20 protein-coding genes are annotated in these 23,277 nt (G+C 41.2%); 10 read left to right on the top strand and 10 right to left on the bottom strand.

Annotated features, from left to right (window positions below; all coding sequences use genetic code 11):
- The first annotated feature begins 726 nt into the window (after positions 1 to 726).
- A complete protein-coding gene (chbG, locus tag A361_RS14080; RefSeq protein WP_019383151.1) occupies positions 727 to 1,425 on the top strand; it encodes a chitin disaccharide deacetylase in 699 nt (232 codons plus the stop codon).
- A 39-nt stretch (positions 1,426 to 1,464) separates the two neighbouring features.
- On the opposite strand, the gene nagE is transcribed toward chbG, so the two are convergent.
- Positions 1,465 to 2,841: an N-acetylglucosamine-specific PTS transporter subunit IIBC gene (nagE, locus tag A361_RS14075; protein ID WP_009334327.1), complete on the bottom strand. Its 1,377-nt coding sequence runs from the start codon at positions 2,839 to 2,841 to the stop codon at positions 1,465 to 1,467.
- 290 nt (positions 2,842 to 3,131) lie between these two features.
- Between nagE and nagB the strand changes: the two genes are divergently transcribed.
- Genes nagB through A361_RS14060 form a run of 3 tightly spaced genes read left to right on the top strand, consistent with a single transcriptional unit; the run spans position 3,132 to position 4,832 of the window.
- Complete coding sequence (gene nagB, locus A361_RS14070; RefSeq protein ID WP_026041826.1) at positions 3,132 to 3,869, top strand: glucosamine-6-phosphate deaminase; 738 nt, start codon at positions 3,132 to 3,134, stop codon at positions 3,867 to 3,869.
- A gap of 14 nt (positions 3,870 to 3,883) precedes the next feature.
- The gene (locus A361_RS14065) at positions 3,884 to 4,621 is read left to right on the top strand and encodes an SIS domain-containing protein (RefSeq protein ID WP_009334329.1); all 738 of its coding nucleotides are present in this window, start codon (positions 3,884 to 3,886) and stop codon (positions 4,619 to 4,621) included.
- A 4-nt stretch (positions 4,622 to 4,625) separates the two neighbouring features.
- The gene (locus tag A361_RS14060; protein WP_009334330.1) at positions 4,626 to 4,832 is read left to right on the top strand and encodes an aspartyl-phosphate phosphatase Spo0E family protein; all 207 of its coding nucleotides are present in this window, start codon (positions 4,626 to 4,628) and stop codon (positions 4,830 to 4,832) included.
- Between the two features lie 99 nt (positions 4,833 to 4,931).
- On the opposite strand, the gene A361_RS14055 is transcribed toward A361_RS14060, so the two are convergent.
- From A361_RS14055 to A361_RS14040, 4 genes are all read right to left on the bottom strand, one after another.
- Positions 4,932 to 6,872, bottom strand: a complete 1,941-nt coding sequence (locus tag A361_RS14055) for an ABC transporter permease (RefSeq protein WP_019383150.1) — start codon at positions 6,870 to 6,872, stop codon at positions 4,932 to 4,934.
- Complete coding sequence (locus tag A361_RS14050) at positions 6,862 to 7,623, bottom strand: ABC transporter ATP-binding protein (RefSeq protein WP_019383149.1); 762 nt, start codon at positions 7,621 to 7,623, stop codon at positions 6,862 to 6,864. The genes A361_RS14055 and A361_RS14050 overlap by 11 nt, the downstream gene beginning before the upstream one ends.
- 99 nt (positions 7,624 to 7,722) lie before the next feature.
- Complete coding sequence (locus A361_RS14045) at positions 7,723 to 8,727, bottom strand: sensor histidine kinase (protein ID WP_019383148.1); 1,005 nt, start codon at positions 8,725 to 8,727, stop codon at positions 7,723 to 7,725.
- Positions 8,720 to 9,415 carry a response regulator transcription factor gene (locus tag A361_RS14040; RefSeq protein ID WP_009334335.1) on the bottom strand — a complete coding sequence of 232 codons (696 nt, stop codon included), beginning with the start codon at positions 9,413 to 9,415 and terminating at the stop codon, positions 8,720 to 8,722. Before A361_RS14040 ends, A361_RS14045 begins: the two co-directional genes overlap by 8 nt.
- A 111-nt stretch (positions 9,416 to 9,526) precedes the next feature.
- Between A361_RS14040 and A361_RS14035 the strand changes: the two genes are divergently transcribed.
- Both A361_RS14035 and A361_RS14030 read left to right on the top strand, forming a co-directional pair.
- Positions 9,527 to 10,243, top strand: coding sequence for a sulfite exporter TauE/SafE family protein (locus A361_RS14035; RefSeq protein ID WP_019383147.1), 717 nt, complete (start codon positions 9,527 to 9,529; stop codon positions 10,241 to 10,243).
- 80 nt (positions 10,244 to 10,323) lie between these two features.
- On the top strand, positions 10,324 to 10,791 hold the full coding sequence (locus A361_RS14030) for a hypothetical protein (RefSeq protein WP_019383146.1): 468 nt from the start codon (positions 10,324 to 10,326) through the stop codon (positions 10,789 to 10,791).
- 50 nt (positions 10,792 to 10,841) lie between these two features.
- On the opposite strand, the gene A361_RS14025 is transcribed toward A361_RS14030, so the two are convergent.
- On the bottom strand, positions 10,842 to 12,623 hold the full coding sequence (locus A361_RS14025) for a M4 family metallopeptidase (RefSeq protein ID WP_019383145.1): 1,782 nt from the start codon (positions 12,621 to 12,623) through the stop codon (positions 10,842 to 10,844).
- A gap of 227 nt (positions 12,624 to 12,850) precedes the next feature.
- Here A361_RS14025 and A361_RS14020 point away from each other — a divergent pair, with 227 nt between their 5' ends.
- From A361_RS14020 to A361_RS14010, 3 genes are all read left to right on the top strand, one after another.
- A complete protein-coding gene (locus A361_RS14020) occupies positions 12,851 to 13,567 on the top strand; it encodes a DUF4047 domain-containing protein (protein WP_019383143.1) in 717 nt (238 codons plus the stop codon).
- Positions 13,539 to 14,075, top strand: coding sequence for a signal peptidase I SipW (sipW, locus tag A361_RS14015; RefSeq protein WP_009334341.1), 537 nt, complete (start codon positions 13,539 to 13,541; stop codon positions 14,073 to 14,075). The genes A361_RS14020 and sipW overlap by 29 nt, the downstream gene beginning before the upstream one ends.
- Before the next feature lie 76 nt (positions 14,076 to 14,151).
- Complete coding sequence (locus A361_RS14010; protein WP_019383142.1) at positions 14,152 to 14,751, top strand: TasA family protein; 600 nt, start codon at positions 14,152 to 14,154, stop codon at positions 14,749 to 14,751.
- Between the two features lie 43 nt (positions 14,752 to 14,794).
- On the opposite strand, the gene A361_RS14005 is transcribed toward A361_RS14010, so the two are convergent.
- Together A361_RS14005 and A361_RS14000 are read right to left on the bottom strand one after the other, a co-directional pair.
- Positions 14,795 to 16,054 (bottom strand): helix-turn-helix domain-containing protein, encoded by a 1,260-nt coding sequence (locus A361_RS14005; RefSeq protein WP_019383141.1) that lies wholly within the window; start codon positions 16,052 to 16,054, stop codon positions 14,795 to 14,797.
- Positions 16,055 to 16,298: 244 nt separating this feature from the next.
- Positions 16,299 to 17,543, bottom strand: coding sequence for a helix-turn-helix domain-containing protein (locus tag A361_RS14000; protein WP_009334346.1), 1,245 nt, complete (start codon positions 17,541 to 17,543; stop codon positions 16,299 to 16,301).
- Between the two features lie 386 nt (positions 17,544 to 17,929).
- Between A361_RS14000 and A361_RS13995 the strand changes: the two genes are divergently transcribed.
- Positions 17,930 to 21,445 (top strand): S8 family serine peptidase, encoded by a 3,516-nt coding sequence (locus A361_RS13995; protein WP_019383140.1) that lies wholly within the window; start codon positions 17,930 to 17,932, stop codon positions 21,443 to 21,445.
- Between the two features lie 63 nt (positions 21,446 to 21,508).
- Here A361_RS13995 and A361_RS13990 read toward each other — a convergent pair whose 3' ends face one another.
- Positions 21,509 to 22,711 carry an MFS transporter gene (locus A361_RS13990; RefSeq protein WP_019383139.1) on the bottom strand — a complete coding sequence of 401 codons (1,203 nt, stop codon included), beginning with the start codon at positions 22,709 to 22,711 and terminating at the stop codon, positions 21,509 to 21,511.
- Position 22,712: 1 nt separating this feature from the next.
- On the bottom strand, positions 22,713 to 23,108 hold the full coding sequence (locus tag A361_RS13985; protein WP_009334349.1) for a MarR family winged helix-turn-helix transcriptional regulator: 396 nt from the start codon (positions 23,106 to 23,108) through the stop codon (positions 22,713 to 22,715).
- Between the last annotated feature and the right edge of the window lie 169 nt (positions 23,109 to 23,277).

The following is a 23,277-nucleotide window of genomic DNA, read 5'->3' as shown; positions in this document are numbered from 1 at the left end:
ATAAATATCGGCGCAATAAAAAAAAAGAACAGCGCAATTAAAGCAAAAAAAGACGCAATCAGATCCCGAAAGCGCAAAAAAGCAAGGGTCAGACGCAAATGACATAAATATCGGCGCAAAAAAGAAACAGAACAGCGCAATTAAAGCAAAAAAGACGCAATCAGGTCCAGAGAGCGCAAAAATGCAAGGGTCAGACGCAAATGACTTAAATATCGGCGCAATAAAGAAACAGAACAGCGCAATTAAAGCAAATCAAGACGCAATCAGATCCCGAAAGCGAAAAAAGCAAGGGTCAGACGCAAATGACATAAATATCGGCGCAATAAAGAAACAGAACAGCGCAATTAAAGCAAAAAAGACGCAATCAGGTCCAGAGAGCGCAAAAATGCAACGGTCAGACGCAAATGACATAAATATCGGCGCAATAAAAAAAAAGAACAGCGCAATTAAAGCAAAAAAAGACGCAATCAGATCCCGAAAGCGCAAAAAAGCAAGGGTCAGACGCAAATGACTTAAATAAAGGAGCAAAAAAGAAACAGAACAGCGCAATTAAAGCAAAAAAAGACGCAATCAGATCTCGAGAGCGCAAAAAAGCAAGGGTCAGACGCAAAATGACATAAATATCGGCGCAATAAAAAAAGAGAACAGCGCAATTAAAGTGAAAATTGGCAGGGCAGCAGATCGTTTCATGCTGCCTTGCAGCTATGTAACCGGAGGAGAATAACCATGATTAAGCTCATCGTCAATGCTGATGATTTCGGCTATAGTCCCGGAGTTAACTATGGAATTTTGCACAGCCATCTATTTGGAATTGTCAATTCCGCCACCATGATGATGAACATGCCCGGAACCGGGCAAGCCCTGGCAATGGCCAGACAATACCCGGGTTTACGAACTGGCGTCCATTTAGTCCTGACATGCGGGAAGCCGTTATTATCCAATTTAAGAACTTTAACGACTAAAGATGGATACTTCAGATCACAGGCAGATTTGGACGGAATATCCGCACTTGAGATCGAGCTTGAATGGTCTGCACAAATTGACCGTTTTATCGAGGCTGGTATTGTGCCTTCCCATTTGGATAGCCATCATCACGTTCATACACGCGAAGAGTTTCTCCCAGTGATTCAAAGCCTTTCCAATAAATACGATCTCCCTTTCAGAGTCAATGGCGACTTTCCGCTTGAAGGAGTCAAAAGTTATTCTAACAGATGCTTATTCGATTTTTACGGAGATGGCATTCAGGAAGATTATTTCAGCATGCTGGCAGAAAAGGCGGAAGACGGGGAAACAGTGGAAGTCATGTGCCATCCGGCATTCGCAGATCAATTGCTAATGGAGGGGTCATCTTATAATTTAATGCGGTTAAAAGAGCTGGAAATACTGTGCTCCACAAAGCTTCCACCAGATATAAAGCTGCTATAAGAAAAACAGTGTCCGGCAAGGGACACTGTTTTTTAGTCATTACTTCTTAATTTTCTTCATTTCATCTGCTACAAATTCCACATCTGTACCAACAATGATCTGAAGGTTTGTCTTGCTTAATTTCATGATTCCTTTTGCGCCATGTGCTTTCAGTGCACTTTCCTTAACCTTTTCCATATCAGCAATATTTAAGCGGAGGCGTGTTGCACAGTTATCAATGGAAGTGATGTTGTCAGCTCCGCCAATATCTTTGATAAAATGGCTGGCCATAACTTCATACTTATTATTGCCCTGACTGGCAGGTGCCTCTTCTTCTTCAACTACATCTGTTTCATCTTCACGGCCAGGCGTTTTCAGGTTAAACGCTTTTATTAAGGCATAGAAGATAACGAAGTAAACAATGGCGTAGATGACGCCAATTCCTAAAAGCAGCAGCGGCTTTTCAGCGATATTAAAGTTCAGCGCATAATCGAGTGCGCCTGCTGAGAATGTGAAACCATCGCGGATTCCCAACAGAGACGTAACCCACATGGAAACCCCGGTTAAGATGGCGTGAACTCCATATAGAAGCGGTGCAATAAACATAAATGAGAACTCGATTGGCTCTGTAATACCAGTCAGGAATGAAGTTAGTGCAAGACCAATGAACATTCCTGATACAGCTTTCCTATTTTCAGGCTTAGCTGTTGCAATGATTGCAAATGCTGCAGCTGGAAGACCGAACATCATAACAGGGAAGAATCCAGTCATGTAAGCGCCTGCTGACGGGTCTCCGGCGAAGAAGCGGGCAATATCTCCATTAACTCCTTCAAATTCGCCGAACTGGAACCAGAATAAACTGTTCAATACGTGGTGAAGACCCAATGGAATTAGCAGGCGGTTTAAGAATCCAAATAGACCTGACCCTAAAGCACCCAGACCAATGATCCAGTTGCCCAATGAATCGATTGCGCCCTGGATTGGAGGCCAGGCAAAACCTGCAATGGCAGCCAGCAGAATCATCGTTACGGAAGTAATAATCGGAACGAAGCGTCGGCCGCTGAAGAATCCAAGCCAATCCGGAAGTTTGATATCATGGAAGCGGTTATATAATAATCCAGCAATAATACCGGCAATAATACCGCCCAGTACTCCCATATTTATATTTTCATCGATGGCAATTGCTCCTTCTGTTAATACAAGAAAACCGATGGCGCCTGAAAGGGCAGCTGCTCCATTACTGTCTTTCGCGAATCCCATGGCAACCCCGATGGCAAAAATAAGTGCGAGGTTGGCGAAAATGGCATTGCCGGCATTTGCGATAAACGGAATGCCCAATAAATCATCTTGTCCAAAGCGGAGCAAAAGACCTGCGGCAGGCAGGACGGCAATCGGAAGCATTAATGCTTTACCAATTCTTTGTAAGAATCCTAACATATAGATCTCTCCTTAATAAAAAATAATGAATAAGAAAGCGTTTTACTAAACTGTCGTAATCATACCAAAATATAAATATAGTTGTCTATACCATTTTAAAATAAAAAATTCTTAAGATCAGGATTTACGTTCTTATGTTAAGACTTTTCTAACAATGAAATTGGTATAGACAACTATACTTTGGGGTGATACGATATTTATTATAAATGGGTTTATTTAATTACTATATTTTGCATTTAAAAGTGCAAATATATTCTTATTCAGCTTTTTAAGCAAGGAGGAAACTCATGATGGAGATTATTAAAGTAAACAGCTATGAAGAAATGAGTAAAACCGCAGCAGATTATATCATCAGGAAGATACGCCAGCATCCTGAAGCAACACTGGGATTGGCAACCGGAAGCACTCCTGTGGGAACTTATAAAAGGTTGATTGAAGATCACCAGGGCAACAAAACAACATATAAAAAAGTGACAACTTTTAATCTGGATGAGTATATCGGTCTTTCAGGGGAAAATCCGCAAAGCTACCGTTATTTTATGGATTCAGTATTGTTTAATCATCTGGACATCCAGAAGGAAAATACTTTTGTCCCTAATGGTACTGCTGAAGATTTGGGAGAAGAATGCCGTAATTATGAAAGTAAGCTGAAAAACCATGGCGGCATTGATCTGCAAATTTTGGGAATCGGCAATAATGGACATATTGGCTTCAATGAGCCTGGAACGTCTTTTTCATCTAAAACTCATATTGTTGATTTAGCAGATTCTACAATTAAAGCCAATGCCAGGTTTTTTCATACGATCGAAGAGGTGCCGACCCAAGCCATTACAATGGGAATCTCAACGATCATGCAGAGCAGGGAGATCCTTCTTCTCGCTTCAGGTGAAGCAAAAGCAGATGCCATTCAAAAGCTTCTTGGAAATGGAGTTAATGAACATTTCCCGGCATCCATCTTAAAAAATCATCCAAACGTGAAAGTGATTGCCGATGAAGCGGCTCTAAGCGCATCAAAAGTCTCGGTATAAATGGGGTTGTAGCAATGCTTGCGAAATATCTGAATGAAGTAAAAGAATTATTGACCCTTGTGGAAAAAGAAGAAGGTCAAAAAATGAAAAATGCCGCCCGTGCATTGGCTGAGTGTATTCAAAACAATGGGATTATTCATGTATTTGGATGCGGACACTCTCATATGCTCGGGGAAGAGCTGTTTTACCGGGCAGGTGGGCTGGCCCCGATTAAGCCTATTTTTGTAGAGGATTTAATGCTTCATAAAGGAGCGGTCCGTTCCTCTTTAATGGAAAAACAAAATGATCTTGCCGGAAGCTTTATGGAAAATGCTGATATCCGGCCTGGTGATGTGGTCATTGTAGCATCAACATCAGGACGGAATCCAGTCCCAGTCGATGTAGCTGAAATCTCAAAAGAGAGTGGAGCATTCGTCATTGGGATCACATCCCCGCGTTATGCGAATACACAGTCCTCCCGGCACAAAGACGGAAAATACCTGTATTCATCTGTGGATTTAACAATTGACAATCATATAGAACCAGGGGACGCAATGATGGAGCATTCAGCTTTGGGGATCCGGTTTGGCTCCGCTTCATCTATTATTGGCTTTGCAATTGTAAACAGCCTGATGGCGGAAGCAGTGGAAGTGATGATTAAAAACGGTTATGAACCGCCTATCTTTAAAAGCGGCAATGTAGACGGAGCAGAACAGCATAACCGCGAGCTGGTTAAAAAGTATAAATCCCGAATTCCACTGCTGGAAGGATAAAAAAATGGAATTGATAAAGGCAATCGAACAGACCAGACAAGCTATGATTGATTGCATTTATTCAAGGGGACTAACTGATGAAAAGACCTTGAAATTAAGCCGGGAACTGGATAAGTTAATTGTTGAATCACAGCTAATCAAAAGTTATAAAATGAGACAATTTGCAAATAAATGCGAAGAAATTGCAAACAAATCGGAAATTAGGAAATAACCTTAGAAAACCTGCAAAAAAACAGCTGGAACTTGCAAACAAACTCTGCAAAACTGCAAATAAAACCGCTCAGGCCAGCATACCTGAGCGGTTTTTCTATTATAGTGCATCTTTTATCACTTTTTTCGAATAGATTACAGACAAAATTCCGAAAATCGAATAAAGCACTGTGTAAAGCACCATAACCAGGATCATCGGCATCCAAAGCTCGCTTCCGAAGAAGAACCAGCCGGATTGTACGGCAAAGTAGCTGTGCAGAAGGCCGACGATAAGCGGAATTCCAAAGTTGAAAGCCATTTTGGATTGAATTCCGCGCAGCAGGTCTCCCTGTGTAAAGCCAAGTTTCCGCAGGATTGTATAGTTTGGTTTTTCATCCTCACTCTGATCCATTTGTTTGAAATATAGAATACAGCCTGAAGTGACCAAAAAGGTTAAACCGAGAAACCCGACAATAAACATGATCAGTCCCATGTTCATTTTTTGCCTTGTGCTCATCTCTTGCTGGGAATCGGCTCTGCCGCTGAATTCCATTTCTTTGAAGAGTGTATTGGCTTTTTCAATATCGCTGTCACTCTTCATATCCACTCCGATGAAAAGCGAATCTTCATCCTGGAGTTCAGGATTTAGATCAGCTTTCAGGTCTTCATATACCTTCTCATCCACAATAGCAACAGGCAGACCGCCTGATGTAAAATAAAACGGGAGAACAAAATCTTTTTTTAACCCTAAATATTTTTGTTTAATCGTGTTTGTTTTTCCCATGAACTCAAGTTCTCCTGAGTCCTTGAGCGTCATAAATTTCTGCAGTGCATCATTATATCCTGTCAGTACGGTTTCTTTTGGAGAAAGCTTAATGCCATCTATGGATGTTTCGCTTACAACAGGCAAGATCATGTTTGGTGAATCAAAATTCATTTCTTCCAGATTGACATCCAGAATGTCCTCCATATTAGCATCTACATGCAATAACTCAATACTTTTTTCCTTATATTCTAATCCCTCTTTTTGAAGGCTCCCGGTAAACTTCCCTGCATCTTCCTTGTCAGTGAACGAAAAGTGGGAGGGGAGGCTATCCTGGGCTGATTTTTCCGCTGAGTAGTAAGAAATATAGCTTAATGACAGCAGCCCGATCGCAAGGGCGGACACAGTTGTAATAATCGTTAAAAGCAGTGCACTCGACTTCATGCGGAACATGATGGAGGACAATGAAAGCACTTCGTTTACATTCAGGTATCCATCTTTCCTTTTGCGGATCAGGCTGGCGATAAAGCTTACCGATCCTTTATAGAAAAGGTAGGTTCCAATGATAACGGAAGCAAGAATAACCACCATCGCGAGGAACAGCTCGTTCATGGATGTGAAATCCCCGCCGAATAAAAGGGAAGAGATATAATAGCCGGCAATGATCAAGGCTAAACCAAGCACGCCCAATATCATTTCCAAAATGGACAGCTTTTTGACTTTTCCTTCTGCAATCGAAACCACCCTGAATAAAGATAGAATGGTTTGCCTTTTGATAAAAACAAAGTTCATCAGCATGATGAAAATATAAATAACCGTAAAGACGATGACAGTCTGCAAAAGCGCCTCACTTGAAAAGTGCAATGATGCAATTCCTTCAACACCTGTCAATTTAAAAAGGACCATCAGTATTAATTTCGAAACCGAAAAACCGATAAAGATTCCAATGATCAAAGAACCAAAATACAGCAGGAGATTTTCCAGGCTAAGGAGCCTGAAAATTTCATTTTTTGTCATTCCTATCAGCTGAAAAAGCCCGATTTCTTTGCTTCGCCTTTTGATAAAAATAGTGTTGGCGTACAGAAGAAAGATGGAAACGATCGCCACGAGCAGAATAGAGGCTGTTTTGATTGCTGCTGCACCTTTAATCGAGCCTTTTGCTTCGGACATCGATGGGTCATATTGAAGGGTGACAAAGGCGAAATAAAGCGCGACACTGAAAATGAGGGCGAATACATAAAGGTAATAATTTTTCAGATTCTTTTTCAAATTGCGGAGGATGATGGTATTAATGCTCATGCTGTACACCGCCCAAAACGCCCTGTGTTTTCATGATATCTTTGAAAAAAGCCTGTCTTGATTGATCACCCTTATTCAGCTGAGTATAAATCTGGCCATCCTTGATGAAAATAACCCGGCTGCAGAAGCTTGCCGCCACAGGATCATGGGTGACCATGATAATCGTTGCTTTCCTTTTCTGATTTAAATCACTTAACTTATTCAGTAAGTCTGATGCTGATTTCGAATCCAGCGCACCTGTCGGCTCATCCGCGAAAATGATGCTTGGTTCATGAATGAAAGCACGGGCTGCGGAAGTCCGCTGCTTTTGCCCGCCGGAAATTTCATTAGGGTATTTATCCTTTAACTCGAATATTCCGAGCTCACTCGCAACCGCTGCAAACTTTTCATCTGCTTCTTTTTTTGGTGTTTTGCTGACGGAAAGGGGGAGAAGGATATTTTCCTTTACTGTCAATGTATCCAGGAGATTATAATCCTGAAAAATAAACCCGAGGTGCTTCTTGCGGAACTGTGCGAGCTGCTTTTCCTTCAGTCTTGTCATTTCCTTTTCTTCAATCTTGATTTCTCCGCCGCTAACACTGTCAATAGACGAGAGTACATTGAGAAGAGTGGTCTTCCCAGAACCTGAAGCGCCCATAATGCTTACAAATTCACCCGTTTCAATTTTTATATCAATTCCTTTTAATACTTCCTGCCTATTAAATTTATTGCCGTAGCTTTTATGAATTTTTTTGGCTTCTAGTACAAACATGTGTAACCATCCTTTCTTTGATAGCTTTATTATAGAAGGTAACGTATATGTAATTCCTTCGATTGAACGAACAAACAGCAAAAGCATGTGACATTTTTGTCACATGCCTGTTATGCTGACGAAATCATTGCGCGTAGGGAAGACTAGTGTCATGATTGTGCCTTTGCCTAAACAAGACTCTACATGGATTTTTATTTTTAGCTGGTCTGCGGCTTTTTTGGCTAAATATAACCCCATGCCTGTTGCTGCGTTTTCATGATGATTTGCAGTGGAGGTGAACCCCTTCTCAAAGATTCGAGGCAAATCCCTCTGATCGATGCCTCTGCCAAAATCCTGAATCCTCAAGGATATTTTACTGTCTTGCAGGAAACTCGAAATCAAAATGTCTGTTTCCTCACTATACTTCACAGCGTTGGTTAAAAGCTGGCGTATGATAAAACTGAACCATTTTGCGTCGCTTAGAGCTTCTGTTTCTTCCATTTCCATATCAAAGCCAATGCCTTTTTGCATGCACCAGGACTGCAGAGATTTGATTTCGCTGAATAGGATGTCTTCGAGATGAATCATTTCAATATATAAGTCATTTTCCATTGAAGGAATCCGCTTTTGATGCAGCTGCTGATCAAGAAGAAGGTGGATGCGCAGCCATTCATACGTTAGGGCGGATTTCAGATTCTGATCCCCAATCCGGTCAATCATGAGATGCATGGCAGTCAAGGGTGTTTTTACTTCATGAATCCAGGACAGCAGTTCATCTTTTTCCTGCTCGAGAAGTGTCCAGTTCTGGGTGAACTCCTTTTTAAACCGTTCGGTTTGGCTAACCAGGCCCGACTCCATTATTTTTTCAAATGGGCTTTCAGGCTCCGGTATGCTCGATAAATCTAAATTATTTTCCCGCTCGGCTACTTCTCTGTAAAATCGTGTTTCTTTCTGATAACGGAGAAAGATGAATCCTGTGAAAATGATTGCAGATAAAAAGGTGTAATAAAGGAAGGGCTTAAAGGATATGGCCGAGTCCATATATACTACAAAGGCGGCAAGCACCTGAAGGAAACCGAACAGCAGGATCCAGCTTAACCTTTCTCTGATATATTTCCTAAACATGCGAGGCATCCTCTTCAATTGCCATATATCCCTGGCCGACCTTTGTTTCGATCTTTGCGCCAAGCCCGATGTCATCAAGCTTCTTCCTTAGTCTATTAATATTGACCGTAAGAGTATTGTCACTAATGAATCGTTTGTCATCCCATAGGCTATTAATGATATCGTCCCTGCTGACAATTTGATTTTTTCTTTCTATCAAAAGCTTTAATATGTAAATTTCATTTTTCGTTAATTCTATGCAGCCACTCTCATTTGTAACGGTATTCTTTTCGAAATCAACCGCCGCATCGCACCAGGTCTTTAGGTTATTCTGAACGGCACTATAGTTATAGACGCGTCTGAGGATTGCCTGTATTTTGGCAATCAGGACTTCGAAGTGGAAGGGCTTTTGGACGAAATCGTCAGCGCCAAGCTGCATGGACATGACCATATCTGTTGGATGATCCCGGGATGACAGGAAAATAATCGGCACATTCGAATGTGATCGAATCATCCGGCACCAATGAAACCCGTCGAACTTCGGAAGCTGGATATCGATAATGACCAAATCGGGCTGAATGCCGGCAAACTCCTTCATGACTCCACTGAAGTCCTGAATTCCATGGACTTCATAAGACCACTGGGAGAGGCGGTCTTTGATTTCAGAAAAAAGGGAGGCATCATCCTCAATTAATAGCACTTTAAACAATCAACTCACCACACTTTTGCATATTCCTTCCATTATTGTATAGGAAAAGACCAAAGTGTGCCAGATTGTTTCCAGGCTGTGTTAAAATAGGGTAAAAAGCAGGTTTTGTGCATGGAAATCTTTCTTTTCATCTTTATTATTTTAATTGCATCCATTCTGCAGACAAGCACGGGATTTGGTTTCTCGATCCTGGCCACACCGTTTTTGCTGCTTCTTTTTGAACCTAGAGAAGCCATTCAAATTAATTTGATTTTATCTTTAATGATTTCTGCCGCATTATTTTCAAAAATCAAGAAGGATACAGACTTTGGAGTTTTGAAAAGGTTTGCAATTGGAAGTGCAGCCGGGCTGCCTATCGGAATTTCCATTTTTTTATTTTTGGATATTTCCAGGCTGAAGTTAGCTGTCAGTTTCATTATTTTGCTTTTAACGATCCTTTTGATGGCGAATTTCCGTGTGAAAGAAACAAGCCGCAGGGATTATTCATTGGGCGGATTGTCAGGAATAATGACAACCAGCATTGGCATGCCCGGCCCGCCGCTCCTGTTGTATTTTTCAGGAACTGATACCCAAAAAGAGCGGCTTAGGGGAACTACCTTGGCTTTTTACTTGTTTATCTACTCCGCAAGTCTGGTATTTCAGATAATCTTTGCAGGGACCAATAAGACGATTTGGCTTTCAAGTTTGTATGCTTTGCCGCTGGTGCTGCTGGGTCTATACTTGGGACAAATTTTATTTATTAAAATCAATCAGCGTTTTTTCAAGGTTTTTACATACAGTATCTTGATTTTCACAGGGATTTACCTGCTGGTTGATAGTGTGAGGTAGGAAGCCGGCATGAAAAGAAAGGCGGGGCTAATAAAATAGTGCTAATTAGAATTAAGCAAATCACGAAAAGGGGTCTGTTCTTGAGTAAAAAACTGATCTTTTGGATCCTGTCCTTCCTGTTTTCATTCTTTGGTTTTTACCTGATAGAACACCTTTTTACGGTTAATCCGCATGTGACTTCCGGCAATGGAAATTTAGGCATCCTCGTAATCTTTCTTTTTACACCTGTTTTTATTTCCAGCTGGGTCTATACTTTTAAGCTTGTAAAAACAAAGATGGTGAAAGATGGTAAAATAACTGTAGGAATTCTGCTTTTTTCACTTGCCGGCTGTGTTTTGCTGATGATTGAAATGAATGATTACACAAGTGAGCTGATCACTGCTCTAGGCGGGACGCCGGATAACCCGGATTCAAGAATTTACCGTTTTGGCTGGTTCAATCAATACACAAATAGTCTTTACTTTAATGTTTATACCTTTTTCTTATCCCATATCGTAACCGTCATTTTAGGCATCCTTTCAGCTATAAGAAGGACAAAAATATATTAAAAAACTCGCCGAAGCGTGGCGAGTTTCTCTTTATTTTTTTGAAGGCAGTTTTATTGGACGCCAACAGCATCATATGCTGCCATGACTGCGTTTACCTCAGCGGAAGGCTGTCCGTTTCGATCCGGATGCAGGTCTCTTGCTGCCTGGATGGCTGCCTGGCGCATTTGGCTGAAGTCGGAGCTTGCTGTCAGATAATGGGTAAGTGCTCTGTAGAAAATCTTCTCGGCTTTTGTTTTTCCGATGCCTGTAACCGAAACACCGTAATGAGTGCCTCCATCTGTGATCAGGTGGGCTGCTTTGTTGTTGATGCTGCTGTTGATATGGACACCGCCTTTATCAAGTTCTCCAATATAACGTTTGCTGTAATGATCAGGGTAGTAGCCTGATTCTGTATAGCCGCCGATATAGACCGAACCTGGATCACTCATGGAACGGAGACCGTCACCTGGTGTAGTTGGCGTCCAAATATCCTCGCCCAATAACCATAGGTCTTCACCTGTTTTATTTTCAGCAAAAGCCCCTAAAATATCTGCAATGGATTCATTGATCGCACCGGATTCATTTTCATAAATTAAATCGGCTGTATTGGTGATCACTCCATGTGTCATTTCATGCCCGATTACATCCAGGCCCCCGGACAGGGAAATCATCCTGGTTCCGTCTCCATCTCCGTATAGCATTTGCTTGCCATTCCATGCAGCATTATTCCACTTCGAACCGATATGGACAGTTGAAACTAATTTCATTCCTTCGCCATCAAGGGAATCCCGGCCATGTACCTTTTTATAATAATCATAAACTTTTCCTGCGTTCACATGGGCAGACACCGCAGAAGGATCATAGAAGAAGTTGTTTCTGCTTTCCACCTCGAATCCGGTCATTCCAAGCAGGGCTGAAAGGATTATAAACGCGTTTTCAGGCATGCGGTTCGCTTTAAATGTATGGACACCTTCAGATCTTGTCCCATCGAATAAATAGTGCGTTCCTGTTTCCGGGTCTTTAACCGCCTGGAGTGATTGAAGTGTCCCGAAAATATCCATTCCTCTTGCTTGAACAGGTTCTGAAACAGTCGGAAGTGCTTTCGGTTCAGGCTGGGAAGAAGCAGTCTGCTGTGCCTCAGGTTGTTCAGGTAAAGATGGTGTCAGTTCCGTGATGGCATTATAGCTATGAATGATGTTTCCAGTTACAGCATCTACAAAATAATGCCAATACCCTGGTGCCGGCGCTGAGGTGGAAGCTGTTACATAATAAGCCAGATGCTTTTGCCCGTTATGCGGATAAATAACAAGTTCTCCTTCTATACCATCATAACTCTTCACTTCTCCGATCTTATCTTCAATGCTTTCCTTTGCCTTTTCCAATGCTTCATCTTCGCCCAGTTTCGCCTCTGTAGGAATAATGGAACGTGCCAGATTTGGTGTAACTTTACCGAAGAAGGCTGTCACATTGTTTTTGTCGTCCAAAGCAATGGTCTGCTGTGCTCCGTATACTGGTATTCCGTTGTATTGCTCTACTGTTCTGAAATGGTGTGTGTTTGTCTGCTTATCATCGAATTGATCAATGATTTTGAATTGATCCTTGGCCTCGTAGCCGGCGTTTTTGAATAAGTTCGCCTTGGATTGAAGGAATGCATATACAGCTTCTTCCTTGCTCAGTCCTTCAGGAGCTTGCCAGGTCCCAATTATGTAGGAAGGTGTCTTTAATTCCTGATGATACTTAACGATTTCTTCATTTGCCAGCACATTTTTTGCGGGCAGTGATAGTCCCGAGATGGAAAACGAAGCTGCCAGAACTGCAGGGAGTACTTTCTTTTTTAGCTTATTTCTTTTCAAACTGATCACCTCTTAGTTTGGATTGGTATTTCAAGGTCAATTATTCTGAAAATTCCACGAATGGTCAATTGGGTTATAGGGATCAGTGATATGCCTGTCTTTTATGAATTCGGAAATCAAAATAGCCTGTATTTTGCCTTGGAATACCGCAAAATAACCCAATTTACTTTGCACATGACCTCTCGTATGCTTGTTCCACAGACACCTTTTCGGGAGGAGAGCGGGGGATGAAGAAGGGATTGAATAAACTCATTTTGCCGTGTCTTTGCTGCCTGAGTTTTTATACAGGCACTCAGCTTGTCGGGAAAACAGAAGCTGCCTTTACAAGCCAGGCAGAGGCAAAGCCTATTATAATTTCCACTGCTTTTGTTTTCCCATCATATATTCACGGGCTTGAAGAGGAAGCCAGGATAAACAGTGAACAAATACTAAAAGAACACGCCGGTTTAGAAACATTTGTGAAGAACGGGCTGTTAAATGAGACCGCAGATCCGTCCTCCGAATTTTTGAGAAAAAAAGAACAGATAACAGCCAGCTTGAAGAAACTTCATAGAATAAGAGCTGAACTGGAAAAACTGTTTCTAAAAGCAGAAAAAAAGGAAGGATATGAGTTTGTAAGTAAGGGTTTCATTAAAGTAGACAAACTCCTTCTGCGAATAAATGATTCTCTTAACCTTCAGGAGCTGGAACAGCTTTTTTATCAAAAATTGCAGGAGCAAAAGAAGAAGCAGCAGCAGGGAGAGGACATTAAGACAAACGAATTGGAAACGGATGATCAATTAGAAATGCCTATCAGGAAACAGGAAAATCAGGTGATTGAACACAAAGAGCCAGCTGAGGAACAAGCGAATCCTGCGGAAGAACAGACTGACAGCAAGGACAATAAACAGAAGGATGAAGAGGAGGAAATAGCCAATGAAGAGAGCCTTGAAAATACTGAGTAAATGTATCAGTGCAGCAGGATTGATGCTCCTGTGTCTGCTTGCTGTTTGGGTGATATCCTCAAAAGCATCCGGAGGAGAACCGTCCCTTAAAGGTTATCAGGCAAAAGCTGTTTTATCGGGATCCATGGAACCGACTTTCATGACAGGGTCCATCATTGTAGTGAAACAGCCGGACAGAAATTTAAAAAAGGAAGATATTATTACATTTAAATCAGGAGATAAATTAATTACCCATAGAATTGTCGAAGTAAAGAAAACGAAAGCCGGGGTTTTATATCAAACAAAAGGCGACAACAATGACGCTCCGGATATGGAATATGTCCAGCCTAAAAATATAGCCGGTAAATATGTAGGTTTTACCATCCCATATGCAGGCTATGCGGCTGAGTTTGCAGCATCCAAAGAAGGTTCCGCACTCCTGCTGTTTATCCCGGGACTGCTCCTGCTGCTATCTGCTGCGAGGACAATTTTTCTGGCTCTTAAAGAATACGAAACTAAAAACGCTTAATACTCCGGTTATGCCTCTTATTTGCCACAGGTAATAAGAGTTAAATAAATTTATAAGATCCAAAGGAGGAAGAAACATGGGATTTGCAAAAAAGGTAAGTAAAGGACTTTTGACAGCTGCTTTAGGTTTTTCATTAATGGGTGGGGGTACATACGCTTACTTCAGCGATACGGAGATTACGAATAACACGTTTGCAGCAGGTACCCTGGATTTGGCGGTAAACCCTGAAACAATCGTCAATATTGGCGATTTAAAACCAGGTGATGAAGTTTCACGTGAATTTACCATCACAAATAGCGGCACTCTTGATATTTCCAAGATCTTGCTGCATACAAACTACCAGGTAGAAGATGCAAAATTAAATGGAGCTGCAAATGCAGATGATTTCGGGAAGCATATAAAAGTGACCATCCTATATAATCAGGCCAACGCAACCGTACAGGTTGCAGAGACGACTTTGTATGAACTGCAATCACAAACTCCAGATTTAACAGCCATTGATAACTTTGTAGGCGGGGGAACAGTGCCGGATGGCCTGGCCCCTGGGGAAACCGATAAAATTATTGTGCTGTTCGAATTTGTCGATAACGGAGGGGATCAAAACGAATTCCAGGGAGATGCGCTGCAGGTGGAATGGAAATTCAATGCACAACAGGCTGAAGGAACAGTAAAATAGAAATGGACGGAAAATCCCTTGAAAGAATATTCAAGGGATTTTTTTACACATTAATTAATTCATTGCCTTCAAGCAGCCGGTTCAGATGAATGGCTTTTTCATGATGACCTGTCTCGATGTAATATTCATAAAGCTTTTTGCCATACCTGCGCATAAGAATTATATGCTTAATTTTAACAAATTCAGGGAAAGCCTTTTCTTCCAAATACTTAAAATATTTCTCGCGCTGATGATAAAGCTGATACTTAGAAAGTTTAAATAACGACAAGTATAAAGTGCTTTTAAGCTCCTTTGAAACCTGAATCCCTTCGCATGCTTTTTTAAGGAGAGCTGTTTTGCCGGATAATTTGCCTTCTACACAGGAATTAAGGTAAGAGTATAATCGCTGAAGATAAATGATTGTATTCCTGTCAGCTAAACGCAAAGCCTGTTTATAGCAATCCTTTGCCTTAGCATATTGTTCCCTGTTAAAATACTCAAATCCTAAATTATTGTATAGGAGCCCTTTATAGTCATGATATCCAATTCGTTCACAGTCCCAGATTAAATGATGATAACGTTCTGCCAGTTTATCCATGTCGGTTAAGATATCACTGCTGATCTGCAGGAGGATAATGGATTCAGCTTTTATCGCCATCGTATAGTTATTCGTGTTTTTGAAGTGCTGCAAAGATTTTTCTGCAAACATGTAAGCCATGATTTTTGAGTCATTATAATGATAGGCAATTGCCAAGTGATAAAAGTATTCTTCATTGCCATATTCATTTATATCGATATTTTTTAAGACCTGAAGTGCCTTTTGCTGATTCGTGCAATCAGGTTTTATTGCTTGATTAATATAATACATCCCTTGAACATGGTAAAATAAATTTCTCTCAAAAAGGGAGAGGTGATGAAACTCATGGCTAATTTGCTTAATAATCCGGGATACATCCTCTAACTCCTGATGCAGCAAATGGTATCTTGCCTTTAAAAGCAGATAGTGGGCTGCATATTTAGAAGACTGAATAAAAGGTGTACTTTCCAGTTCATTTTTTATTTCCTCAGCCCTGGCTAATCTATACATAATGATGGCTTTATGCCATTCCTGCAGGCGCTTATCCAAATCCCGAAAATATTCAACTTCCTTTTGAATGTCAATATTTAGAACCGCAGAGAAAAGTGAAATAATTTCCGGTGAATAGGCTGTTTTCCCTCTTTCGATTTTGCTTACATGGGTAGGAGTACAAATCCCTTCTCCTAACATAGCTTGTGTAAGACCAGACTTTTCCCGGTAGAATTTAATAATTTCCCCCTCCAGCATGTGATCCTCTCCTTATCTATTAATAATAGGTGAATTATGCCAGGCAGCTGTTCTTAAATACTTAATTATCTTTTATCTAATATTTTCCTTTTTGGGGGAATTTTTAGGGGCATAAGACATAGCGCCTTTTGGGGAGACGAACCATGGATTAGTCCAAAAGGCGGACTGGGAGAGAGCGGAAAAAAAAGTACAAACAGAAAAGTCTTCTATGGGATTATAGAAGACTTTCCTCACTCAATTATATTTAATGAACGTGGGGTTCAAAGTATTTGGCTGCAAGCGCGCTTGCTTTTTCATGCTGTGACGACGTCCTATAATAATGAAACAGTTCTTTTTCATAGAGAGAGATTAATGTGCTATTCCCTAATTCATGAAGGTGGGGAAGGAATGTATTTTCTAAAAAGAGATAGTAATCATTTATGTCTTTATCTTCTAAAAGGATATCGAGCATATAAAAAACATATTGATAGGTTTTATTTTGAAATTGTTCAGCCAGTCTGTGGCCATCGTCCAGCAAGAATCTGAGATTTTGTTTCTTATAATGATCCAGATTAAGGCAGCTATGAACATACCCTCTAATAGCGCTTAATTTTAAAGGTGGGTTTGGATTAACCTCGGATTGTTCCAATAGCTTTTTGTAAACCTCGCTCGCTTCTGAATAAAAGCCTTTTGCAAAGTATTCAACGGCAAGATTATGCCAAAGGTTCATTTCCCTGGCTTCTTCTTTATGAGCCCGGCAGGATTTGATTAATGTATGATACTGCTTAACGGTTTCTTCAAATTGGCAAAGGTCGTATGTACCCATTTGTATCAGTAAAACGGTTTCTGTATCAAGAATTCTTTTAAAATTATTGGTTTCCCGAAAATAGGATAGTGCAAGAGTACCATAGTGATAGGCTTTTACCCTATCATTCATCAAATGAGAAGAGGTTGCGAGGTGAAAATAATATTCATGGTTATTATATTCTTTAGGGTTAATATTCTTTAAATGGGCAATGGCTTCTTTGCAATTATGTAAGTTTAGAAAATAAATGCTCCATGTATGCTCGAGAAGATTCCGTTCAAAACGGTCAAGGGTGACCCAGGCTTTTTGGCAGCTGTCTAAAAGCGATTTGCCTTTTTCCTGCTCTCCTTGCATCAGGTGATAACGAGCCAAAAGGATTGAATGAAAATATTTTGTTTCCGAAAAATGCAGGTAAGGATTTTGGGCTAATTCCTCTTTAATTAATTCTATATCTTCTTTTTGCTGTTTAACCATGGCCTCCAGCCACTCATGAAGTTTTGTCTCCAGCATATTAAACTTTTGAAGCTCTTTAATAAGATCTATATTCAGCCGTTTACAGATCAAATTAGTAACTTCTGACGAATATTGTGAATGGCCCCGCTCTATTTTACTGATATGAGTCACAGAACAAATCCCTTCGCCCAGCTGCGTTTGGGTCAATCCAGCACGTTCCCGGTAATATTTTATAATTAAACCTTCCTTCAAAACAGCATCCCCCCTGTGTTTGTGGCTATTATCGTAGCATACCTTATCGGCTAGAAACAGATAGCCAGGAAATGTCAGATGTCTGTTTTTCCCAAGGGTTAGTGGAATATTATTCCTAAGAGGTATTTTAAGATTTCAATTTGGGGTAATTAAGAAAGCCTTTTTTACCAGAAGGTGAGAAGGTTAATAGAAAATAGATACACAAATGCGCCTTTTATACTGTTTAAATAGAAAGAGATTCTTCGATCTGGATATAAAGTTCTGAAATTAAACGGATCCCTCTTTTTAGATTCCCCCAATTTACTTCTCTCAGACCCGGCACTACAATAAATTTTAAGAAAAGTTAAAAAATATTGAATTTTTCCAGGGGAAAGGGCGGGAGAGAAATGAAATTGAAAAAAGGGGTACCCTATAAAGTGCTGGCTTCTGCATTGGCAGCAGCAATGCTTTTCGGGGGAACAGTCTCAGCACAAGGAGCTCAAGAAGATCAGATCCAGGCTCCAAGTGTCGAAGACATTGTTAAGCAGGGACAGAAAATATTTTTGGACCACCAATATCAGACCAAAGCAAATGCAGTGGACAAGCTGGGATATAAGGATCTGAATGAAAAAGGGTTAACGAAGCCATATAAGCCAAATGAAATTTTACGTGTAATTGTTGAGGTCGAACAGCCAGCAGGTACTGAAAAAACGAAACAAAGCAAAAAAAGTAAAATGAAGGCAAAACAAGACGAGGTTATTTCTAAGCTTACAAAGAAAAAATCTATCAAGAAAGTGAAGCATCGCTTTTTTGAAGGGTTTAATGGTTTCAGTCTGGAAACTGAGTTTCGTAATTTAAAAGAAATTCAGGAGCTTCCTGGTGTCACGAACGTGCATATTGCGAGAACATTTCAGCCATCCATGAGTGCCAGCAAGGAGCTAGTGCAGGCGCAAAAAGTCTGGGAGCAGCATGGCTATGAAGGAGAAGGGCTGCTTGTTGCTGTAGTTGACTCCGGATTGGACTATACGCACCAGGATATGACATTGACGGATGAAGGGAAAGACAAGCAGAAATGGTCTGAGGGAGAAATCAACGCAAAACTCGCTGAAACGGGTATTAATGACATCTGGTATAGTGACAAAGTGCCGACAGGCTATGACTGGGCCGATGAAGATACGGATGTCATTCCCCGCGGACAATATGGAAGTCCGCATGGCATGCAGCTTGCAGGTACTGTAGGTGCCAATGGCGATGAAGAAAATGATGGGGTTAAGGGGATTGCTCCTGGTGTACAGTTATTAGCTGAAAAAGTATTTTCTGATAATGGCGGAGGAGCTTATGAAGATGATATTATTGCTGGAATTGAACACGCTGTGGCAATGGGGGCTGACGTCATTAACATGAGCCTTGGATCAGATGCCGGCTTTGTTGGAGAAGAAAATGATCCGATCCAAAAGTCAATCCGGGAAGCAACTGAACGGGGCACTCTCCTGGTAGCAGCTGGAGGCAACTCATCTTACAGCACAAAAAATAATATTATGGAGGCCTCTGCCAAGCCGTATGCAGAAAATCCGGATATCGGAACAGCAGGAGAACCTTCTGTCAGCCCATTTGCGCTATCAGTAGCATCCTATGAAAATACTAAATTGCATATGAATGCACTTAGTGATGAAAACGGATTGCAGCTTCCATACCAGGATCAGACCCATGTAAACTTCAAGCTTTCAAAAGTTCTATCATCTGGAGAAAGCTATGAAATGGTATATGTAGGGGAAGGGAAGACGGCTGATTTTGCCGGGAAAGATGTTGCCGGCAAGATAGTCGTAGCAAAACCAAATCAAAAATATGGTTTATATTCATATGTACAATCTGAAGCCAGAAAAAATGGTGCCATGGCGGTTATCCTTGTACCGCCTCATGACGAAGCTGATTACCCTTTCTTGTATTTTAGCCCCTACCTAACTCCTGCAGCAACAACCAGCAAGGAGGTTGGGAACGCCTTAATTTCGCAGCTGTCCAAGGGACAAACAGTGAAGATGAAGATGAGCAAAGGTGTTTGGGTGGATAATGCTGAAAAAGATAACATGTCAGACTTTTCATCTTTTGGAACGCCGCACACACTTGACTTCAAACCTGAACTATCAGCACCTGGCGGTGGGATTTATTCCACTGTTCCCGGCAATGAATATGAAATAATGAGCGGTACGTCCATGGCAGCACCTCATGTCGCAGGCGGATCAGCTCTGCTGCTTCAGGCTTTATATGAAAAAGGATTGCCGCAATCCAAAGAAACGGCATTAAAAGCGAAAATCGCCTTAATGAATACGTCAAAAATCATTCAGGATCCGCGGGCAAACAACCAGGTCCCTTACTCACCACGCATACAGGGATCCGGTTTGATGCAAATACAAAATGCGATCAAAACACCTGTACTTGTCACAAATAAAAATGCTCCTTTGGAACAGGCAGGGGCGGTTGCTCTAAAAGAAATGACCGGAAACAAAACACAATTCAAACTGAATGTGGAAGCATTTCAGGATGCAGGCGTGAAAGATTTGGAATATAAAGTGTTCGTTGATGTTTTAACAGACGAAACTGAAACAAAAGAGTTTGACTTGGATAATGACGGTAAATTGGATACCAAAGAATATTTAACGATGACCAGCAAGCGGATTTCAGGTGCTTCTGCCATCGTAAATGGTGAAAAAGTGACCGGCAAAGAAGGAAAATCGCTTAAAATTAAGCCAGGACAAAATAAGAGTTTGGATGTACAGATTCAATTGCCGGATAGCGTAAAAAAGGGCACATTTATCGAAGGATATGTCCGCCTTGTGCCAACAGGTAAAAACAGTGATGCCGCTGTGCCGCTGACAATTCCATATATGGGCTACTTTGGTCAATGGGACAAGCCGCAAAACCTCGACCCTGCTGCTTGGGAGAAAGATGCTTTCTTAGGATATACAGTCTTATGGAACGATGAAGGGGCACAGTTCCCGATGGGATATGATCCGAATACCGGAACATTTAATATGGATCGTATTGTCATTTCTCCCAATGCTATTTTGCCGGGTGTTTTCCCATCCTTTACAGCTCTCCGCAACTTACAAAAAACCGAAATGTTCGTTGAGAATGATAAAGGTGAAATGATCAATTATTTAGGCGACTTCAGTGAATATACCGGCAAGCCATGGAAGTTCCGAAAAAATATTATGGCATTCGGGGATTATTTAATTAACGGATATTTATGGGATGTTAAGAATCAAGATGGGCAATTCGTTGAAGATGGAACCTATCAGTATGTAATCAAAACAACACTTGATTACAAGGATGCCAAACCTCAGGAAGTAAGGCTACCGGTTCAAGTAGACTCAGTCGCGCCATTAGTCTCGGATATTCAGGTACAGCAAAAGGAAGGCCAATATGAGATTTCCTTTAAGTCAGAAGATAACGAAGGGGGAAGCGGCTATAATGGCGCAATCATCTGGTATAACGGGAAGTATATGCCGCTCGAACCTGGAAAAACTTCAGCCCTTGTAAAAGAGGAACCGAAGAGCGTTGTCGTATTAGGTATCGACCATGCATTTAACCAGAGCTATGCTGTATGGGGGGATCCTTCCTATATTAATGAAGGAATGCTCGTAAGCTACTTCAGTGTATATCCTAATAAAAATGTGAATGCAAACACGCCTGCCGGCATCAATTCATTCGCAAACAACCGCGTAAACTGGAGAGTGAACATTAAAGATGAAGCAGGAAAAACCGTTGACACAATTAATGTGGAAAACGAACATGAAATTCACTTGAAGTGGACTCCAGATGCAGATCTTCCGAATGGGACTTATACCATTAGTGCGGATGTATCAAGTAAGCAGGGCTTTACAGTGACTACGAGTCCTAAAACGGTTACAGTAGTTCAGAACTAAAACATCAAAAGCCATGGACGGTTTAGAGGTCCATGGCTGTTCCAATTTTGCAATGCCTCAGGTTCAAGCTGAAACAGATGTGTTCAATTTTTTTAGGGCAGCAGATTCCTTCTTCCCATGGAGGAAAAAATATAAAATGGCTGATAATAAAACAAAGATTGCCATCATTCCATAGAGCTTGCCATAGCCTGTAACCGGAATCATGAATCCCAGCAAATAGGGACCAAATCCCAAGCCTGCATCCAGAAAGATAAAGAACGTTGACGTCGCCAATCCCATCCGATGAGCGGGTGTCAGCTTGACGGCCACTGCCTGGGTGCAGGACTGCATGTTGCCAAAGCCCAGCCCAATTAGCGCTCCAGCCAAAAGCAAGGTAAAACTGCTGTTTGCTGTGCTAAGCACAAACATGCCTGCCGCAAATAAGATAAAAGCGGGGTACATAACATAATTTGCTCCTTTAAGATCCATCAGGCGCCCGGTAAATGGACGTGAAATCAGGACAGCGGCCGAGTAGATGAGAAAGAAAAAGCTCGCAGCCTTAACTAAATCGACTTCGATCGCATAAAAATTGATAAAAGAGAGGACCCCGGAATAACCGAATGCGATTGCCAGTGTGATGAACGCAATCGGGACTGCTTTTGGCTCGATAAAGCTGGAAATTTGGAAGCCCTGCTTTTTCACACCGGAGGTTTCTATTGCAGGAACGTATAAAAAGAAGGATGTAATCAGAGCAATGATGCCAATGGCCAGACAGAAGGCAAAAATCATTTGGAAAGAAACTTTTTGCATCATCAACAAGCCGATAAATGGCCCAACAGCTGTTGCCAGTGTTGTGCTCATGCTGAAGTAGCCAATTCCTTCCCCTTTGCGGGCTGCCGGAATAATTTGTGCAGCGATGGTCCCTGTCGCCGTACTCGCCACACCTAAAGCTATTCCGTGTATAAATCTGGTAAATAGTAAAAAAGCAATTCCGAGGTTAAAGAAATATAAAAGTGTCGTCAGGGTAAATAAGACCAACCCGATATAAAGTGTCTTCTTTCGCCCAATGTTATCAATGGCTCGCCCAATATAAAGCCTGCCAATGAGAGTTCCAATAATAAAGATGCCCGTTACAAGCCCGGCCTGGCTAGTTGAGGCACTATAGTAATCCACTGCAAAGACAGCAATGGTCACCATCAGCAAATAGAAAATCAATGTTAAGAAAAAATTAACGGATGAAACGATAATAAAATCCTTTGTCCAAAGCTTCGGTCTAGGCTGATTCAATTTATAACTCTCCCTGCATTAAATTTTTGCGGATTTCGCTCATCAGACGAATCCCTTCGAGCTGTTCCTCCTCTGAAATTCCTCTTAGAATTTCCTGTTCAAATTCATCAATAGCTGCGCGGACTTCCTGATAAATCTTCCTGCCAGTATCGGTCAGCTGCATTCTTTTTTCCCGTTTGTCTTTAGTCGGAACAGGTTCTAAATAGCCCATCTCCTCCAATTTTGCAATCGTCCTTGTCACTGTTGGTTTTTCAACACCAAGGTAATGTGAAAGTTCCACCAAAGTAACTGAAGCATCATTATTCAAGTAATACATGATGGACCATTGAGCCCTGTATAAATGATGCTTGCTTAACGCATGGTTCAGCCTATTCTCAAATGGACGATACAATAGCACAAGCTGATGAAAAAACTTCTGAAATGTTTCGATCTGAAAAACCTCCCAATTTAGTTACTTTGAGTAATAGTTATCTAGAGTAACTAATTATTCATTATACAGCTCTATTCGTTAACATGTAAATAGGCAAAATAAAGCTACTATCCATTAGATCAAAAGAAGGCAAATT

It is taken from the genome of Cytobacillus oceanisediminis 2691 (assembly GCF_000294775.2).
GTDB classification, from domain to species: Bacteria; Bacillota; Bacilli; order Bacillales; family Cytobacillaceae; genus Cytobacillus; species Cytobacillus pseudoceanisediminis.
Note: the sequence above shows the minus strand (reverse complement) of the source record. Positions and strands in the feature narration are given on the sequence as shown.

Bases quoted from the DNA above. Each gene is read 5' to 3' on its own strand.
- A361_RS14055 (WP_019383150.1), bottom strand. From the start codon at position 6,872: ATGAGCATTAATACCATCATCCTCCGCAATTTGAAAAAGAATCTGAAA.
- A361_RS14060 (WP_009334330.1), top strand. From the start codon at position 4,626: ATGGAATTGATAAAGGCAATCGAACAGACCAGACAAGCTATGATTGAT.
- A361_RS14005 (WP_019383141.1), bottom strand. From the start codon at position 16,054: ATGCTGGAGGGGGAAATTATTAAATTCTACCGGGAAAAGTCTGGTCTT.
- A361_RS14065 (WP_009334329.1), top strand. From the start codon at position 3,884: ATGCTTGCGAAATATCTGAATGAAGTAAAAGAATTATTGACCCTTGTG.
- A361_RS14010 (WP_019383142.1), top strand. From the start codon at position 14,152: ATGGGATTTGCAAAAAAGGTAAGTAAAGGACTTTTGACAGCTGCTTTA.
- sipW (WP_009334341.1), top strand. From the start codon at position 13,539: ATGAAGAGAGCCTTGAAAATACTGAGTAAATGTATCAGTGCAGCAGGA.
- nagB (WP_026041826.1), top strand. From the start codon at position 3,132: ATGGAGATTATTAAAGTAAACAGCTATGAAGAAATGAGTAAAACCGCA.
- A361_RS14050 (WP_019383149.1), bottom strand. From the start codon at position 7,623: ATGTTTGTACTAGAAGCCAAAAAAATTCATAAAAGCTACGGCAATAAA.
- A361_RS13995 (WP_019383140.1), top strand. From the start codon at position 17,930: ATGAAATTGAAAAAAGGGGTACCCTATAAAGTGCTGGCTTCTGCATTG.
- A361_RS14045 (WP_019383148.1), bottom strand. From the start codon at position 8,727: ATGTTTAGGAAATATATCAGAGAAAGGTTAAGCTGGATCCTGCTGTTC.
- A361_RS14020 (WP_019383143.1), top strand. From the start codon at position 12,851: ATGAAGAAGGGATTGAATAAACTCATTTTGCCGTGTCTTTGCTGCCTG.
- nagE (WP_009334327.1), bottom strand. From the start codon at position 2,841: ATGTTAGGATTCTTACAAAGAATTGGTAAAGCATTAATGCTTCCGATT.
- A361_RS14035 (WP_019383147.1), top strand. From the start codon at position 9,527: ATGGAAATCTTTCTTTTCATCTTTATTATTTTAATTGCATCCATTCTG.
- chbG (WP_019383151.1), top strand. From the start codon at position 727: ATGATTAAGCTCATCGTCAATGCTGATGATTTCGGCTATAGTCCCGGA.